Here is an 18,321-nt window from a genome sequence, read left to right as displayed (position 1 = left end):
AAAAAATATCGGCAAATTTATTGAATTTATTGTTGATGATGGTTGCTGAAAATTTTTAATATTACATTTTGTTTTTTATCACATCATCAAAAAAATTATTTAGGCCGATGCGATGGCGCTTTTTTTCTCAATTCTTCAAATTTTTCCATCATTATAATTTCGTAATGATGAGGCATTCTCATATTAGCTTCAAAAGTGTCATCGTTCAATGATTCAAAAGTTGCTATGTCTTCATCAATTAGTTTGATTGCGTCGACTAGCATATCTATTTCTAATTCATATACCCTGTAGGCTACATTATGAAAAGAATCCTCAAATTTAATGTCTACTATACTCCTATAGATTAATAAGCCTTCATCTGCTTTATCTGAAATGTAATGAGTGGTGACACCAATAGGCTGTTTATTATAAATTGCCCACTTGAAAGCATCAAGGCCTTTCATGTTAGGCAAGTAGCCAGGATGAGCATTAATTATTTTATGATTTTTAGCTAATTCGGAAGGTAAAATCCCAGCACCTCCAATTACAATATGTTCATAAATTTCTTTTTTAAAATGTTTATTAAGTTCGTTAATATCAACTCTTACATATTCTATTTTTAAATTTTTCGACAATTGTTCAATAGAGATATCAACTCTTGAGCTAGGTCTATGCATGAAAATTGGCCTAAAATTTTTTCGTTCTACCCAAGGAATTACAACTAAGCGTATTTCAGAATATCCGTTTAATAGAAATTTAGCAACTAAATCCTGCGTTTTACGGTGCGGAGTGTCATAAGTTATTACTGCTATCATAAAATTTTTAATTTTCAAGTTTAATAATATGGGAACCGGTTAAAGCCCCATTTTTTATAAGCCAAGTGGCTAATTTTTCATCGTTATTTTCAAGTACGTAGTCTAATACAGATTTTTTAAAAATATCTAATTGGTTTATTAAAGCTCCAGATTCTAACAAATATGAAAGCATTATTGTTTCTATACTTTTATTTAAGATAGGGGTTTTAGCATACATAAATACAGTTGTACCTTTAGAATTAACAGCATTAACATTGGCGCCATTTTCAACTAAAAATTTTACAATTTCAAAGTGATGGTTGAAGGAGGAAATGACGAGTCCAGTCCAACCTTCCTTAGTTTTAACTTCAATGTTTGCAGGATAAATATTAATATACTCTTTGACAACATCCAAATTTCCATCTTTACAAGCTAAGAAATAATCTTCTATATTTTTAATCATTACTTTCAATTAAATTTGTTTGTGATAATCTGATTATCTTTTTCAAACGATTACAACAGTAACAGCAGTTTTGTATCTCTTTAATATAAATATAAAACACCCCGTTATTCTATAAACTCGATGCTCATTCCAAAATAGGCTTCTTTTGCAACAGGAAGCTCAGAGAGTAAAAAAACAATTTTACAAATGACTTTTTCATAATCAATCAATTCTAGTTTTGAGCTAAAATAAGAAGGCACTATTACAACCGCATCAAATACTCACCATAACTACTTTTACCTAAGGGTTTTGCCAATGCCTTCAATTGTTTTTTGTCAATGTATTTCATGTAATATGCAATTTCTTCAATACAAGCAATTTTTAAACTGGTACGTTTTTCGATGGCTTTTACAAATTCGGTTGCTTCGGTCAAAGCTTCGTGGGTTCCTGTATCTAACCAAGCAAAACCACGGCTCATTAATTGCATTTTTAAAGATTGCTGCTCTAAGTACGCTGCATTCACGCTCGTTATTTCTAATTCACCTCTGTGTGATGGTTCTACTTCGCTTGCGACTTGAACAACGCTGTTTGGATAAAAATATAACCCAACAACGGCATAGTTACTTTTTGGATTTTTAGGCTTTTCTTCAATGTCCAGCACATTTCCGTGTTCATCAAAAGAAGCCACACCATATCGTTCTGGATCTTCTACATAATACCCAAAAACAACTGCTTTGTTCTCTTCTTCCACTGTTTTTACTGATGCTTGTAACATACGCTGTAAGCCGGCACCATAAAAAATATTATCACCAAGTACTAAACATACCGGGTCATCACCAATAAACTCCTTCCCTAAAATAAATGCCTGTGCCAAACCATCTGGTGAAGGTTGTACTTTGTATGCAATTGCAAGTCCCAAATGAGAACCATCTCCAAAAAGTCTTTCAAAATTAGGCAAATCTTGTGGTGTAGAAACTATTAAAATTTCAGTAATACCCGCTAACATTAAAACAGAAAGCGGATAATAAATCATTGGCTTATCATAAATAGGCAACAATTGTTTTGAAACCACTTGTGTTAATGGATGTAATCTTGTGCCAGAACCTCCAGCGAGTATAATTCCTTTCATCAATTAATTAGTTATTTAAATTTTGTAAGCATTGCTTTAAACTCTCTTTCCAGTGCGGAATGGGTATTGAAAGCTGCTCTTTAATTTTAGTTTTGTCCAATACAGAATAGCTCGGTCGTGAAGCTTTAGTTGGATAGCCAGATGTGGGTATTGGTGAAAGCTTGATTTCTTTTTCTGAAAGATTAAAAATCTCCCAAGCAAAATCATACCATGATGCTACCCCTTCATTACTATAGTGAAATATATGGTTTCCTTTTGTTTCTTGTAATACTATTTCTATCAAACAAACCGCTAAATCCACAGCATAGGTTGGGGTTCCTACTTGGTCTGCCACAACATTTAATGAATCTCTGGTCGTTGCTAAATGTAACATAGATTTTAAAAAGTTTTGCTGAAATTCGCTGTACAACCAACTCGTACGAACAATGATATACGAACATCCACTATTTTCAATAGCCTGTTCTCCCAACAACTTTGTTTTTCCGTAGATTCCCAAAGGGTTGGTGGGGTCAGTTTCTTTTAATGGCTTTGAAATGGTTCCGTCAAAAACGAAATCTGTTGAAATAAGAATCAAGCAACTTCCATACTTTTTAGAGAGTAATGCCAAATTAAATGCTCCTTCCACATTTATTTTTGTTGCTAATACCTCGTTGTCTTCTGCATCATCCACAGCGGTATAGGCGGCACAATTTATAATATATTCGGGTTGAAATTTTAAAAATTGTATTTCTAACGAATTTAGATTACCAACATCCGCCTCTTTACTTCCAAAAAAATAAAATTCAAACACATCAACGATGTTGTTTGAAACCACTTTTTTTAAAGCTTGTCCCAATTGACCGTTACCACCAAAAATCAACACCTTTTTCATTTTATAAACTTTTGAAAAGTGGTAACTTCATATCTTTTTCTGATATGATTTGATTATTTTCTGAAATCTGCCAATCTATATCAAGAAAGGGATCATCAAATTTTACCCCTATTTCCGAAGCCCTATCATAATAATTATCACATTTGTAAAAAAATGTAGCTGTTTGACTCAAAACAGCAAAACCATGCAGACATCCTCTAGGTACAAAGAGTTGTGTTTTGTTATCTGCATTAAGCTTAATCTCCACCTTTTTACCGTACGAAGTCGAATCTTTTCTGGCATCAATTACTACATCAAGAACTTCTCCTTGAAGCACACGTACCAGCTTAGCTTGAGCAAATTCTCCTTCCTGTGCATGCAGACCACGAATAACTCCATAGCTTGAAAATGATTGGTTATCCTGTAAGAAAGTTGTTTCAATACCCGTTTTTTTAGAAAAAACAGAAGCATTAAAGCTTTCCATAAAATAGCCTCTTTCATCTTCAAACACATTTGGTTTGATAATAAAACAGTCTTTAATTTCTGTCTCTTTAATAGTCATAAAAATAATTTTAAAGGTATTGCTCTTTATAATACTTTTTATAAGCTCCTGAGGTTACATTTGACAGCCATTCTTCGTTATTTAAATACCAATCTATTGTTTCAGATAGCCCCTCTTCAAAAGTAACGCTTGGTTTCCAGCCTAATTCTTTATTAATTTTTGATGCGTCAATGGCATATCTTAAGTCATGCCCAGGTCTATCTTTCACATAGGTAATCAGTTCCTGGCTCTCTCCCTTTTTTCTGTTCAATTTTTCATCCATTTTGTCGCAAAGTACTTTGACCAAATCGATATTCTTCCATTCATTGAAACCACCAATATTATAGGTTTCAGCATTTTTCCCTTCGTGAAATACTAAATCTATAGCTCTAGCGTGATCTATAACGTATAACCAGTCTCGCGTATAATTTCCGTCACCGTAAACAGGTAAAGGTCTCTTTTCAATGATATTATTTATAAAGAGTGGAATTAATTTTTCAGGAAAATGAAAAGGTCCATAATTGTTAGAGCAATTTGAGATTACATAGGGCAATCCATACGTTTCTCCATAAGCTCTTACAAAATGGTCTGAACTTGCTTTTGAAGCAGAATAGGGCGAATTAGGATTGTATGGTGTTGTCTCAGTAAAAAGCCCTGTTTCTCCAAGACTTCCATAAACCTCATCTGTACTTATATGATAAAAACGTTTTCCTTCCCAGTTGTCCTGCCATAAAGCTTTAAAAGCCTGGAGTAAAACCATCGTTCCTAAAATATTTGTTTTTACAAATGCTAATGGATCATTAATAGATCTATCCACATGGCTTTCTGCGGCAAGGTGAATAACTCCTTCAAAATTATATTTTGAAAAGATTTCATTAACTAATTTCTCATCAGTAATATCACCTTTTATAAAAGTATAGTTATCCTTATTTTCAACAGCTTTTAAGTTTTCTAAATTACCAGCGTATGTTAAGGCGTCCAGATTAACTATTGTATAGTTGGGATACTTATTTACAAAAAAATCAACTACATGAGAACCTATAAATCCAGCTCCACCAGTAATTAATATTGTTTTGTTTGGTCTTTGATTTTGCACCTATTAAATTTTAATTTTAATTGTATTTTTTTTTCTTATAATAACAAAGATACTAGTAATCATTAATCCTTGTATGAGTGTTTCATCTATCATTAAGACGCATATCAAAGCTACGTTCCATATTAAATTATCATTCCAGCAGCTACAGTCTCGTGTGTTGTATTGTCAATTAAAATAAAACTTCCAGTAACTCTATTATCTCTGTATTCGTCAGCCATAATGGGTCGCGTAGTTTTAATGGTTATCCGTGATATATCGTTCATTTCAAGATTATCATTATCCTCAATTCTTGAATAGGTATTAATGTCAATTTTATATACTACATTTTTAATCATTGCTTTTTGTTCATTGGAAGTATGAACTATGGTATATTTTGCTCTTGGTCTTGCAGCTGTATTATTAAACCAACAAATCATAGCATCAAATTCTTGAACTGCCTTAGCTTGATTATTAATTTTTACAATCATATCTCCCCTGCTCACGTCAATATCGTCTTCCAATGTAATCGAAACACTCATGGGAGCAAATGCCTCTTCTAAAGCTCCTTTTTCGGTATCAATCGATTTTACTTTTGAACTAAAGCCAGATGGCATTACTACAATCTCATCCCCGGGTCTAAAGATTCCGCTGGCAATACGACCAGCATATCCTCGATAATCGATATATCCTTCTCGCTGTGGACGTAAAACTGTTTGCACAGGAAAACGAGCATCAATTTTATTTAAATCACTACTTATATGTAACGTTTCTAATGTATGCAATAAAGGGGCTCCTTGATACCAATTCATATTGGTACTTCGGTTTACTACATTATCACCATCCAAGGCACTCATAGGTAAAAACCGAATATCTTTAACATAAAGTTTCGATGAAAATTCTTCAAACTGCGATACGATTTCATTGTAAACATTTTCAGAATAATCAACTAAATCCATCTTGTTCACACAAACAATAACATGAGGAATTTGAAGCAATGATGCTATAAACGCGTGGCGCTTTGTCTGCTCAATCACACCATGTCGCGCATCAATCAAAATCAAAGCAGCGTTTGCTGTCGACGCACCGGTTACCATATTACGGGTGTATTGAATGTGTCCTGGCGTGTCTGCAATGATAAATTTGCGTTTTGGTGTCGTAAAATATCTGTAGGCAACGTCAATGGTAATTCCTTGCTCCCGCTCGTCTCTAAGACCATCGGTAAATAAAGCTAGGTCAACACCTTCATGTCCCTTTCGTTTACTTGTTGCAGTAACAGCTTCTAATTGGTCCTCAAAGATTGCTTTGCTATCGTAGAGTAAACGCCCAATGAGTGTACTTTTCCCATCGTCCACACTTCCCGCAGTGGTAAATCTTAGTAATTGATTCTTATCGATTTCCATTTTTCCTTCTGAAATTTTAATAATTCAATGAATGCCGTTATCTAAAAATAACCTTGTCGTTTTCTATCCTCCATTGCACTTTCACTTCGTTTATCATCCGTCCTATTTCCACGCTCAGTTTGCTTCATTGCCGAAACTTCAGCAACAATTTTTTCTAATGTATCAGCATCGCTTTCAAGTCCGCCAGTAATCGTAATATCACCCAAAGTTCTAAAACGTACTTTTTTATTTTCTACTTTTTCACCTTTTTCTAATTTCAGAAATTCTGAAACCGGAATCCAACTATTACTTCGCCAAACAACATCTCGCTGATGCGCTAGATATAATGATGGGATAGAAATATTTTCTCTTAAAATATAGTTCCACACATCCATTTCAGTCCAATTACTTATTGGGAATGCTCTAAAATGTTCTCCTTCAAAATGCTTACCATTCAAGATATTCCATAACTCTGGACGTTGATTTTTAGGGTCCCATTGACCAAAATCATCTCTATGTGAAAAAAAACGTTCCTTCGCTCGCGCTTTTTCCTCATCACGCCTTCCTCCACCTATCGCACAATCCACTCTATTTGTTTCAATGGCATCCAGCAAGGTTGTAATTTGTAATGAATTTCTAGTTGCATTCTTTCCTTTCTCTTCGGCAACCCGTCCATTATCAATAGCTTCTTGAACTGAACCTACTAATAATTGAACATCAAATTCTTTTACCAAGTCATCCCTAAATTGAATCGTCTCAGGAAAATTATGCCCCGTATCAACGTGCATTAAAGCAAATGGAATTTTAGAAGGAAAAAAAGCTTTCCTAGCTAAATGAGTTACTAAAATTGAATCCTTTCCACCAGAAAATAGGATTACAGGATTTTCAAACTGCGCCCATACTTCTCTAAGAATGTAAATTGCTTCGCTCTCTAATTCGTCTAAATAATTTAAATAATACTTGCTCATTTTTATAAGGATAAACGTGAATCAATTTGCTCTAAAATTAAAGCAACAGATTCACTTATCGATTTTTTTGTTGTGTCTATTTCAATTATGGGTTGGTCCGGGATTTCATAATGCGCATCAATACCTGTAAAATCCTTAATTTCTCCAGCGCGTGCTTTTGCGTATAAACCCTTTACATCTCTGCGTTCGCATTCTTCGATTGGGGTATTTATAAAAATTTCGATAAAATTATCATCCCCAACAATAGATGCAACATTTGCTCTATCCTTTTTATAAGGAGAAACAAAAGAGGCTGTAACCACAAGGCCAGCATCTAACATTAAAGCAGCGACCTCCGCAATTCTACGAATATTTTCGGTTCTATCATCGGGTGAAAATGAAAGATTTTTGTTCAATCCCTGTCGCAAATTATCGCCGTCAAGCGCATAGGTATGTATTCCTTTTTCAAACAATGCCTGTTCAACGGCATTAGCAATAGTAGATTTTCCAGAACCAGAAAGTCCCGTAAACCAAAGCAAAAGAGGTTTATGCATTTTTAATTTAGCACGTTTTTCTGCGGAAATGTTGAATGAATGAGAAATAATATTTTTCATCTTTACTTGTCTTATTGTCTTTTTATTAAACCGTAATCTAAGCGATACCAAAAACGTTCGTGGAAATAATATAAAATCATTTTAGTAATCATTTCAGCTACTCCTATTTTTAAACCGGTTATTGGATTTGCAGTAATTAAAAATGATAATAAAACCGTATCAAAAGTACCCACTGCACGCCACGTAAATGTTTTTGCTAGATGCCGTTTCCGGCTTTCCAAAACCTTTGCATTTTTTGAAAGATTAATTTTAAACCAAACGCGCTCGTGCAGGTAATACAAAATCATTTTTGTAATGACTTCGGCAAACCCAATCTTTAATCCAGTTAATGGATTACCCGTAATAATCCAAGAGAGAACAATAGTGTCAATAGTGCCTACAAATCGCCAAGTTATTGCCTTGGCTATATGCCTTTTATGTGATACATCACCCACTTATTTTTTTACTAAAAAGTACGGATTTAATAAATTCTCTTTATTATATGTAAGTGGCTCATTTGTTTCACTATGGATTACCCGCACACCAACAGCTTGACATATGGCTTGTCCTGCGGCAGTGTCCCACTCCATTGTAGGAGCGTAACGAGGATAAATATGAGCCGATCCTTCAGCAACCAAACAGAATTTCAAAGAACTTCCTTTACTCACTATCTCTATCTTTTTGTCTTTTTCTATTTCTGAAATGAACTTTATTGTCTCATCATTCAAATGCGATCTACTGCCTACAATCTTAACAACGGAGTTTTTATCTTCTGAAATTTCCGAAGGATTAATCATCACAGAGTCCTTTAAAATTTGGTCAATGCTATCCTCTTCTTCTGAAAGCAACGTGACTTTCATGGCCTTTTTTGTATCTGCCGAAGTATAATATAATTCTTTTGACACTGGCACATAAATAACCCCGAGTATAGGATTGCCATTTTCAACGAGCGCAATATTTACGGTAAATTCCCCATTTCGTTTTACAAATTCCTTTGTACCATCCAGCGGATCTACAATCCAGCAACGACTCCAGTTTTTGCGCTCTGCATAATCCAATTGCTTATTTTCCTCACTAATAATAGGAATTTTTGTTTCAACTAAATATTGATTGATAACATCATTGGCATTTTTATCAGCCTGTGTCAATGGAGAAGCATCATCTTTTGAAATCACTTCAAAATCTGTTGCATAAATTTTAAGGATAGCTTTTCCACCATCAATGGCTGCTTTAATTGCAGTTTCTAGAAATGTTTGCATGCAGTTTGTAAATTAATCACAAATATACAAGATTACATAGATGCACCTTATATTAGTCTGAGTAACATCATACAATATTTACAACTTTACTTTAGGACATTCATAACAATTTAGGTTAAAAAAAAATTAAACTAGCCTGCAAAATTGGTAATTGCTGCATTGGGTTGTAACTTTGGTTAAAACAACAAAATCATGAATTACTTAAATTTAGATAAAAATAAAATTACCAAAACAGCTCAAGAATTAAATATCTTGCTTGCAGATTATCATTTGTATTATCAAAAACTTCGTAATTTTCATTGGAACGTTACGGGAAAGAATTTTTTCGATTTGCATATAAAATTTGAAGAAATGTACGAAGATGCAAAATTGAAAGTTGATGAGATTGCAGAGCGAATTTTAACACTACGCTTTCAACCCGTTAGTAACTTTTCAGATTACTTGAAAAATTCAAACCTTTCAGAAAGCCCTTCAGAAACAAAAGATACCGAAATGGTTAAAATCCTCCTTGAAGACCATGGAAAACTCTTAAATCAAATGCGCGAAGTTATTAGTGCTGCAGATGATGCTAAAGATGAAGGAACGATCGATATGATTGGCGCGTACATAGGAGAACTTGAAAAAATAAGTTGGATGCTCGACGCGTGGTCAATGAGCGGAAAAGACACACATCCCGAAGCATAAAGTTTACTTTTTAAACATTTACAATTTGCAAACATTCAAACTAAGTTCAATTTTCAACTTAGTTTGAATGTTTTCTTTATATTTCAGAAATATGAAAAACATTACACTTTTTTTATTCGTAATATCTTTGTACAGCTGCGGTCAGCATGATTTTGGAAAGATGGAAATACTCGCCTCGCTCCCTAATTCGTTGACTGAAATTAGCGGAATTGAAATAATCCCGGGAAACGAATCTTTATGGCTCATAAGCGATAGCGGTAGCGACCCAACAGTGATTTCGTACAATGTGGCGGAGAAAAAAGTGAGCGAGCAATATATTATCAACCAAGCCGAAAATGTGGATTGGGAAGATCTTGCAAGTGATGAAAAAGGAAATCTTTACATAGGCGATTTTGGAAACAATTCTAGCAAACGCAAGGATTTGACTATTTATAAAATTAATGATATCGCAAACCTTGCCACCCAAGATACAGCCACTCAAAAAATTACTTTTAGACTTAGTGACCAAACCGATTTCCCACCAAAAAAGAAAGACCGTAATTTTGACATTGAATCATTTTTCTACAAAAATGGGAACCTCTATCTGTTTACCAGAAATCGCAGCAAAGACTTCGATGGAACTACAAAAATCTACAAATTACCGGCAATCCCCGGCGACTACACAGCCGAGTTAATTGATAGTTATAAAACCTGTAAGGATGACGATGATTGCCAAGTTACTTCGGCAACAATTAATCACAAAACGGGTGCTATTGTGCTTTTGAGTTACAATAAACTGTGGGTGCTAAGTAAGTATAACGGCGACAATTTTTTCAGCGGAAATGTCAATGAAATAAAACTCGGTCATACATCACAGAAAGAAAGCGTGACCTTTAAAGACGAGACCCACATCTACATCGCCGACGAAAGAAACGGTCCAGCGGGTGGGAATCTCTATTTAGTAGATATTAGTGAAGGACTTAAATAGCTGGTAGCTGGTAGCTGGTAGCTGGTAAAATTTAAAAAAATCTCCAATTCGTTACAGAGGCGTTGGAGATTTTTTTTGAATAAGAACTATTAGCCATTATCAATATCTAAAAGCAAAACCAAATTCCAAACGACCTCCTTCATCTCCTTGAAAGTATTGAGCTTTTGCTTTTATGGCTTCGGTCCACTTTAAAACAAAACCTCCACCATAATCATCGTGCCACGTGCCCGAAGATTGATTTTCAACCCACACTTTCCCAATATCGTAGCCCGCGTAAGCACTCAATGTTAATGGAAAAAAGAACGTTTTAATTCTTTCAAAATTATAGATAAAATCTGCGCTTCCCGCAATACTTCCATCACCTGCAAATCGCTGATTTCTATATCCTCTAAGACCGTTTTCTGCACCTAGTTGAGCACTTTGGTAAAATTGTGGACGGTCACCAAAAACGTATTTTGATTGTATTTTTGTATTTAAAATCAACTTGTTATTACTTAACAATGAGTTATAAAATGAAATGTGACCTTCAACAAAGCCAGTTAACACATCATCTGTCAAATCATCAATCCCTCCACCGTGAAGTTTAAATTCCATTCCTTTACTTGGGAAGTTTGTATTGTCAAAATTCTTATAAATATAAGTCATCGAAGGAATAGCAAAATACGAGCGCTCGCCTAAACCATTGGGTATTGATTGTTTGAAAAAATTGTTACCATTTTCAACAAGTTCAACGGAATCAAAATCAAATTTTATTTGAAAATAACTCCCATACTGCGATTGACGCTCTACGCCAGCACCACCTTTGTATCTACTCAAATTAACTCTATTAAAATCAATGCCTAGTGACTCGTCAAAATTTTCAGTTTCATTTCCGAAGCCAAAGAAATTCTCAGTATAATTCTTTGATGTAAATCTCCCATCAATAACCAAATTAAAATCTGAAAATATAGAAGCAAAATATTTTGCCGCACGTATATCCAATCCTTGTGTCAACGAAGCATATTCAGCTTTTAGATAAAATTTACTGGAATAAGGATTTAATAAAAAATCGTTTTTTTCTTTGCTGTACTCGGCGGTAATCAACGTTCCGTCGTCGGGATTATAATTTGCTGCCAATCCTATTCCTCCACTGCTTGTTGGATATCTTTTATAGTCATAAATATTCGCGTCATAAAATTTTGTACGTCGCACGTGAGCGCCATTTTTCTCTTCATAAGTATTTTTCTTTGCGCGATGGTCGTACACATGAATATTCTTTCCATTTTCGAAGTCGAATGTATCGTTATCCTGACCTCCAATTATATGAAGAGGTATCAAATGGTCTCCTTCTCCACTCGCTTTAAAAACATCTGTATCGTCCAAACCATATAACCAAATTTCATTTGTACTTTCAGATGAAAATTCACGTTCAAAAAGCACTTCTCCTTTTTCTCCATCTTTAATTCTATATGCCGAAATTTTAGTCACCCCATCCCTCTTTCTTTCAATTTCAAAAAGGTCATCCTTATCTGTTCCCGTTAACATTTGGAATTTTAAAAACTGTGCATAATATCTTTCAACTATAGTGACCAAGTTCGCTTTCCGAAGTAAAAAATTTTCTTTTATCTCTTCTGTTAAAGTTCCTTGAGTTTCAGGGGGCAGTGCACTAAAAGCTTCATCTAAAATTGATGTATCAATTGCATTTTGTATAAATTTTGCTTGTTCCAGCCATACTTCCTTTCCACTTCTTTTTATGAGCGCACGGTCCAGTTTTGAACCTGCCTCATTGAACCATTTAATATCTACGATATCTTCGCCATAAACGCCAAATTGATTTACAGCACCCATAACAGCTCGCAATGCGTCGAGAAATTGCCCGTCAAAATTTGCAAAAACTTGGTCGCGGTCCCTAGGGATGGGTAAAAATTCTTTTTTGCCATTGCCCACTTCTACTTCTGCCCACCGCCACTGGTCGCTATGCCTGTCCCAATCACCAATGAGCATATCAAAAATACGTGCTCTAATGTATGCCGTTTCATTGACTGTGTAACTCTCATCTTCACGCAGTTTTTCAAGTAAATCATCTGTACTTTCAATATCGTCTGGGTAGCCAAAGTTTTTCTTCCCAAGGTAATCATCGGTTGGGCGCTCCACAATCATATAAAGTGCATCACCAAATTCTTCATTAAATTTTCCCAGAGATTTCTGTTTGGGAACATAAAATAACTCCGGGGTTGTGTAATATACTTTTGCAGCTTTTGCAAGTTTGGGGATTGCAAATGCGCCGTAAGGATGTGCTGCGGTATAAAAGTCTGAAATTAAATTAGCAGGTATTGTATTATCAAAATACACCTCGCCATCGATGCCTTGAAATGTGGTCGTTTCTAAAAATTGAACAGCACTTTTTTTCAACCCACGCATATTATATTCTTTACCTTCTTTAGTCATAAGGCGTAATGACTTTGTTTGGTGTCCCCCACCTTTTCTCATCACTTCTAACCCGCCGTATAATGTATCGAGCACAGCGGTTTTTGCCATTACTTCTGTTCCGTATATTTCGCGATAATGCTTGCCCCAAAAGGATTCAAAATAATCTGTTTTCTCTGTTTCTTCTGGTTTATAGACCGAGGCTTTATACTCCTTTGGAAAGGTATTTGGGAGGCTGTCAAGATTTGGTTGTTCGATTTTCGGGAGGATTTCTTTTTTGAACAATAGCTCATAATTTCCGTTCGCATCATTTCCGAAGAAACTTACAAACATGCTTTTATCTTCGGAAATTTCAAGGGTGGAAAATCCTTGCTGTCCATAAGAGAACAAACCGTTATCACTTATGTTTACTGGTTTTGTATCGCTCCCTGCGCCTGAAATTACTTGCTTTATATTTCCTTGTTCAATATATTGAAGGTTTTCCTCGTGCCCCGAAATCACAACCGCTCTCAACTCCGGATTATCCAGTATTATCTGCAACTCTTCCATCAATTCGCGGTATTTGGCATTGAATCTATCTTGAATTGAAATTCCACCCTGCGAGCGTACTTGTGCAACGAGTGATGCAATTCCAGGTAATGGAATGCTACCGCCCAATGGAAAAATATGGTCCCTAAATGAAAAACGACCACCGTGCAAACCGTTTGTAAATATGGGGTGATGGATCACGAAAAGGATGGTTTTATTGGCACTTTTCTTGATTTCTCCCTCGATTTCTGAAAGTAACTTTTCGCGAGATTTGATTTCACTTTTGTCGTTCATCGTGGGATAGAGGTACCAGTTTAAAATATACCACTGGCTATCCACAATAATCATTTCAAGGTCTTCATTTATCTCAATACTCTTTAACGGTTCGCCATTTTTTGGCACTAAAATATCCTCTTGCTCGGCATTTTTATTTAAGTATTCCTCAACAAATTCCAACCCTTTTTGCTTATTGAAATCCCAGTCATAATTACCAGGAATCATGTAAGATGTAGCTTTGGTTTTATTGATAAGATCAAGATGTCTATCCAATTGTTTTTTTACGAAGAGCGTGTCTTTTTTGCTTCCGTTTATGTTATCCCCTGTAAAGATAATTTGAGGGTTTTCTGGCTTTGTTTTTTCAATATGCGCTTGTATTGCATCCAACACGGGAACTTCTTTTGCTTTAGTCGTAGATGCGTTTCCAACGATGTAGAATACCTGCGATGGTTTAGATAGATTTTCTTCTATTGGGTCTGAAATTTCCTCCGCAACTACCATTTTTTTTACGGTGCAACTTGTTACAATAGATATTAATAAAATGGAAATGAGAAGTTTAAATTTCATATTGATTTAGATAAGCTATGTTTGGGGATTTGTAATAACGATTTAAGGCTCTGAGATTTATTAGATAAAAAGACAATCGGAAATCTTAAAAATTGAAACCAAGCCCAAAAGAAAGACGAGTTCCTTCTTTTGACCGAAATGCACTGAATGTAGTTCCAAAACCACCAGCGCCATTGATCCAAAGACCTCCACCGTAATCATTGTGCCATTGCTCAGAATTTTCAGATGGAGTCCAAACACGGCCTACATCAGCCCCTAAATAAACGCCTATTTGTATTGGGAATAGTTCGATTTCAAAATCATTGAAACTGTAACGCAAATCACCTCCTGCGACCAATGCACTTTTGCCTGTAAAACGTTCTTCACGATAGCCTCGCAATCCATTATTGGCTCCTGCGTTTACCCCTTGGTAAAATTCAAATTTATTCCCAAAGTTAAATTGCGATTTTACGTTACTTTTTAATACAAGGTTTTCGTCCTTTGTCAACGCATTATAAAACGTAACGCTTGACTTTAAATAGCCAAATATACGTTCAGTACTCATTAGATTTTCTGTCAAACCTGCGGTTAAATTAAACACCATTCCACGGGATGGATTTAGCGGATTGTCAAAACTTTTGTAATCATATTTTCCTTCGAGTGTTGCAAAATAATTTGTGTCCTCTATTGCAACATCGCCTTTGTCTTGATATAAATCATTATTTGTTTGTTGCAAGCGATAGCTATCAAATTTTGCTTTTAATGAAAATACACTACCAAAACTTGAGTTTCTAATCAGTCCTAAAAACACTGTGTTGTTTTGCAACTCTATACGATTATAGTCAAACCCAAGGACGTCTTCCGGATCGGCGGTTTCATTTCCGTAGCCAAAATAATTAACTGTGTAATTAGGACTCGTCAACCGTACTCCAATGCTCAAATTACTATCGCCTATTGAATTTGCAAATTCGCCATTGTACTCTACATCAAAACTATTTGTATCAAAATAATAACCTCCAGTAATGCTATGGCGTTTGGAAAAAGGATTTCTTTTAAAGCTATTTACCGTATATACATACTGCAACCCAACTCTAAGTCCATCATCTGGATTGTACCCAAATGCGGGCGCATAACGTGTATTACGTTCAATTTGTTTGCGGTAATCGTAGGTGTTTAAGTTGTAAAGGTTGGTAAATATAAGTTCGCCACCATTGTTTTCTTTAATGACTGAAATTTGGTCTTCAGTATCATACGCTTTGGCTCTTCGACCATCTTTTAAATCAAAATAATCCGTGCCGCGACCTCCTATAACCCTTAGATAGATCAGGTCATTATCTTCGCCTTTTACTTCAAAAGTATCATCACCATCCAAACCATACACCCAAACTTCTCTGGTAATTGCATGGTCAAAAGTTTTTTCACTTACGAGTGCTTTTAATCCACCATTATATTCGTATGTCTTTATGTTTGTCAATCCTCCGGGCATTCTTGTAATTTCGAAATAATCGCTGTTATCTGTTCCTGTCAATGTTTGAAGGTTTGCCACATAAGCGTGGTGTGTTTTTGCAATTTCGGCTAAATTATCTCTCCTATTTTTCAAGGTATTTTTAATATCCTCAAGAGATTGACCAGATACTTCCTGCGGCACTTCAGCAAAGGCTTCATCTATAATTTCATCGGTCAATATTTCTTGAATATTCTTGGCTGCAAAAACCCATTGTTTTTCTCCCGACCGTTTCAAAATTGCCCTGTCTAAAATTATACCTTCTTCATTAAACCATTGTATATCCCTAAGATCATCCCTGTAAACATGTGTTTGTCTGCTGCCGCTAAAAATAGATCGGGCAATGTCTAATATATTTCCGTCGAAACTGGAAAACGCATCATCTCTATCTCTAGGAATAGGAACATAAAAATTACCTCCTTTTTTTGAATACTCAGCCCAACGCCAATGGTCTGGCTCACGATCCCAATCACCAATAAGCATATCAAAAAGCCTTGAAGTAATATAACTTTCCTCATCAATCAATACTGAAGGATTATCTCGTAATTTGATAAGGATATCGTCTGTTGTTTCAATATCTACAGGGTAACTAAAGATTTGTTCTCCATCATTTTCAACCGAAGGTTCAATAGAAATATAATAAAGTTGACCTCCAAAATCTTCATTGTATTGTCCCAGCGTGTTCTGCTTTGGGATGTAGTATAATTCGTTTACCGTGAAAAAAATATCAAGCGGTTGGGCAAGTTTTGGAATACTCAACGTTGCGTAAGGATGTGCAGCAGTATAGAAATCTGAATTAAAATTATCTGGTACCGTGATTTCTGAAACTTGGTCTTTTTGAGTGGACTCAGTAGCTGCATCGTCAAGGACTATGGGTTGTGAATATTTAAAAGAATTTTTTGCCAATGCGCGCATTCTATAGATTCTGCCATTTTTATCTTTAAGTCGCAGCGCTTTGAAATCTTTCATTCCAGTTTCTCTTATGGGTGTCAAACCTCCGTACAACGTATCAAGTAAAGCAACCTTTGCTGTAACTGGGGTTTCGTAGGCTTCTTTATAAGTTTTACCGTAAATAGTTTTGAAAAAAAGTGCTTCTCTTATACTATCTTGAGTGTAGACCGGTACTTTTACCTCGGACGGAAATGTATTATTCAATGCACTAACATCATACATTTTCACGGGAGGTATAATTTCTTTTTGATAGACCATTTTAGGTTCATTATTCTCACCTGCTATAAAATAACGCACCCAGGAAGAACCATTTTTAAAAACATCCATCACTGCAAATCCTTGGGCTCCCGTACTAAAAAGTCCATCTTTACCCAATGATGCTGCCGACTCTTTTGCAGCACTCCCTGTTACAATTTGAATCAATCCATCTTTTTCAATGTGTTGTAATGTATGCTCATGTCCAGATGTGAACACCAGCCTTTTGTGTTTTTTACCAATCTCCCCCAACCTTACCATTAAATTATTGTAAAGTTCATTATACCTATCTTGAATAGAAACACCGCCCTGTGCTCTAATTTGTGTTACCAGTGAAGATAAAATGGGTAATGGAAGATTGCGTTGTGTGGGATATAAATGTTTTTCTAAAGCAAAATACCCACCATGAGTTCCATTGGTAAACATAGGGTGGTGCATTGCAAATACGATGGTTTTGTTTTGATGCTTTTCAATTTCATTATCTAATTCAATAAAAAATTTATCTCTCGTTTTAATTTCGCATAAGGCGTTTACTGTTGGTAAAAAATTCCAATCTTCAAGGTACCACTGCGAGTCTATCATTATCAATTGGATATTTTCGGTAACTTCTATACTTGAAATGGGACATCCATCTTCAGGTTGCAACAATCGCTTTCCGTTTGAAATTTCGGTTAAATAATCCTCTTCCCTTTTTAAACCTACGAGTGCATCATCATACCAATCGTGATTACCTGGAATAAAGTACATCGTACCGTCAAAATTACCGAGCGATTCCACTTGTGCATCAAGTTGATATTCTGAATGCTTGCGGTCTTCAGCTCCCTTTGGTGGCATCCCGTCTGGATAAATATTGTCGCCTAGAAAAATGGCATAATCACCCTTGGCAGGATTGGCTTTTAAATAATTTTTAACTACTTGAAGCCCTTCGCTCATGCTACCGTCAGGTGATTTTCCTGCGTCGCCAATGAGGTAAAAAGTTTTTTCAATTTCTTTTGAAGATGGGTAAACCGAAACTGTATCTTGATTTCTATACTGCGGTTCATAGCTTGCGCAAGAAAGCACAAAATATGATAGTAAAAAAAGCGTAAATATTTTATTGAACATAGACAGTTTCGAGGCTTATTGAGTAATGCAAGATGCTAAAAAAGTTATTTTGCTGTTAATTTTTTAAGTAAAAAAAAACATCCCTATTTTTTTTAGTAATTTGGTTGACTAA

15 protein-coding genes are annotated in these 18,321 nt (G+C 35.4%); 2 read left to right on the top strand and 13 right to left on the bottom strand.

What is annotated here, in order from left to right:
• Positions 1–95: 95 nt before the first annotated feature.
• The 11 genes from ACSHW7_RS05560 to cysQ all read right to left on the bottom strand — a co-directional run bounded on the left by ACSHW7_RS05560 (position 96) and on the right by cysQ (position 8,988).
• Entirely contained in the window at positions 96–794 is a 699-nt protein-coding gene (locus tag ACSHW7_RS05560) for a formyltransferase family protein (RefSeq protein ID WP_435678346.1), read from the bottom strand.
• A 7-nt stretch (positions 795–801) separates the two neighbouring features.
• Complete coding sequence (locus ACSHW7_RS05555) at positions 802–1,236, bottom strand: ankyrin repeat domain-containing protein (protein WP_435678345.1); 435 nt, start codon at positions 1,234–1,236, stop codon at positions 802–804.
• Between the two features lie 241 nt (positions 1,237–1,477).
• Positions 1,478–2,344, bottom strand: a complete 867-nt coding sequence (gene rfbA, locus ACSHW7_RS05550; RefSeq protein ID WP_435678344.1) for a glucose-1-phosphate thymidylyltransferase RfbA — start codon at positions 2,342–2,344, stop codon at positions 1,478–1,480.
• Positions 2,345–2,351: 7 nt separating this feature from the next.
• Positions 2,352–3,215 (bottom strand): dTDP-4-dehydrorhamnose reductase, encoded by an 864-nt coding sequence (gene rfbD, locus ACSHW7_RS05545; protein WP_435678343.1) that lies wholly within the window; start codon positions 3,213–3,215, stop codon positions 2,352–2,354.
• Between the two features lies 1 nt (position 3,216).
• Positions 3,217–3,756, bottom strand: coding sequence for a dTDP-4-dehydrorhamnose 3,5-epimerase (rfbC, locus tag ACSHW7_RS05540; protein ID WP_435678342.1), 540 nt, complete (start codon positions 3,754–3,756; stop codon positions 3,217–3,219).
• Between the two features lie 10 nt (positions 3,757–3,766).
• Entirely contained in the window at positions 3,767–4,831 is a 1,065-nt protein-coding gene (gene rfbB / locus ACSHW7_RS05535; protein WP_435678341.1) for a dTDP-glucose 4,6-dehydratase, read from the bottom strand.
• Between the two features lie 122 nt (positions 4,832–4,953).
• Entirely contained in the window at positions 4,954–6,210 is a 1,257-nt protein-coding gene (locus ACSHW7_RS05530) for a sulfate adenylyltransferase subunit 1 (RefSeq protein ID WP_435678340.1), read from the bottom strand.
• Between the two features lie 41 nt (positions 6,211–6,251).
• Positions 6,252–7,157: a sulfate adenylyltransferase subunit CysD gene (gene cysD, locus ACSHW7_RS05525; protein WP_435678339.1), complete on the bottom strand. Its 906-nt coding sequence runs from the start codon at positions 7,155–7,157 to the stop codon at positions 6,252–6,254.
• Between the two features lie 2 nt (positions 7,158–7,159).
• Entirely contained in the window at positions 7,160–7,750 is a 591-nt protein-coding gene (cysC, locus tag ACSHW7_RS05520) for an adenylyl-sulfate kinase (RefSeq protein ID WP_435678338.1), read from the bottom strand.
• 11 nt (positions 7,751–7,761) lie between these two features.
• Positions 7,762–8,184: a DUF2061 domain-containing protein gene (locus tag ACSHW7_RS05515; protein ID WP_435678337.1), complete on the bottom strand. Its 423-nt coding sequence runs from the start codon at positions 8,182–8,184 to the stop codon at positions 7,762–7,764.
• Complete coding sequence (gene cysQ / locus ACSHW7_RS05510) at positions 8,185–8,988, bottom strand: 3'(2'),5'-bisphosphate nucleotidase CysQ (RefSeq protein WP_435678336.1); 804 nt, start codon at positions 8,986–8,988, stop codon at positions 8,185–8,187.
• 192 nt (positions 8,989–9,180) lie between these two features.
• Between cysQ and ACSHW7_RS05505 the strand changes: the two genes are divergently transcribed.
• Together ACSHW7_RS05505 and ACSHW7_RS05500 are read left to right on the top strand one after the other, a co-directional pair.
• Entirely contained in the window at positions 9,181–9,672 is a 492-nt protein-coding gene (locus ACSHW7_RS05505) for a Dps family protein (protein WP_435678335.1), read from the top strand.
• 91 nt (positions 9,673–9,763) lie between these two features.
• On the top strand, positions 9,764–10,639 hold the full coding sequence (locus ACSHW7_RS05500; RefSeq protein ID WP_435678334.1) for a hypothetical protein: 876 nt from the start codon (positions 9,764–9,766) through the stop codon (positions 10,637–10,639).
• A gap of 99 nt (positions 10,640–10,738) precedes the next feature.
• On the opposite strand, the gene ACSHW7_RS05495 is transcribed toward ACSHW7_RS05500, so the two are convergent.
• The gene (locus ACSHW7_RS05495; protein WP_435678333.1) at positions 10,739–14,416 is read right to left on the bottom strand and encodes a metallophosphoesterase; all 3,678 of its coding nucleotides are present in this window, start codon (positions 14,414–14,416) and stop codon (positions 10,739–10,741) included.
• Between the two features lie 85 nt (positions 14,417–14,501).
• Complete coding sequence (locus ACSHW7_RS05490) at positions 14,502–18,209, bottom strand: metallophosphoesterase (RefSeq protein ID WP_435678332.1); 3,708 nt, start codon at positions 18,207–18,209, stop codon at positions 14,502–14,504.
• Positions 18,210–18,321: the final 112 nt, after the last annotated feature.

Source organism: Patiriisocius sp., assembly GCF_051252435.1.
Classification (GTDB): Bacteria; Bacteroidota; Bacteroidia; order Flavobacteriales; family Flavobacteriaceae; genus Patiriisocius.
Note: the sequence above shows the minus strand (reverse complement) of the source record. Positions and strands in the feature narration are given on the sequence as shown.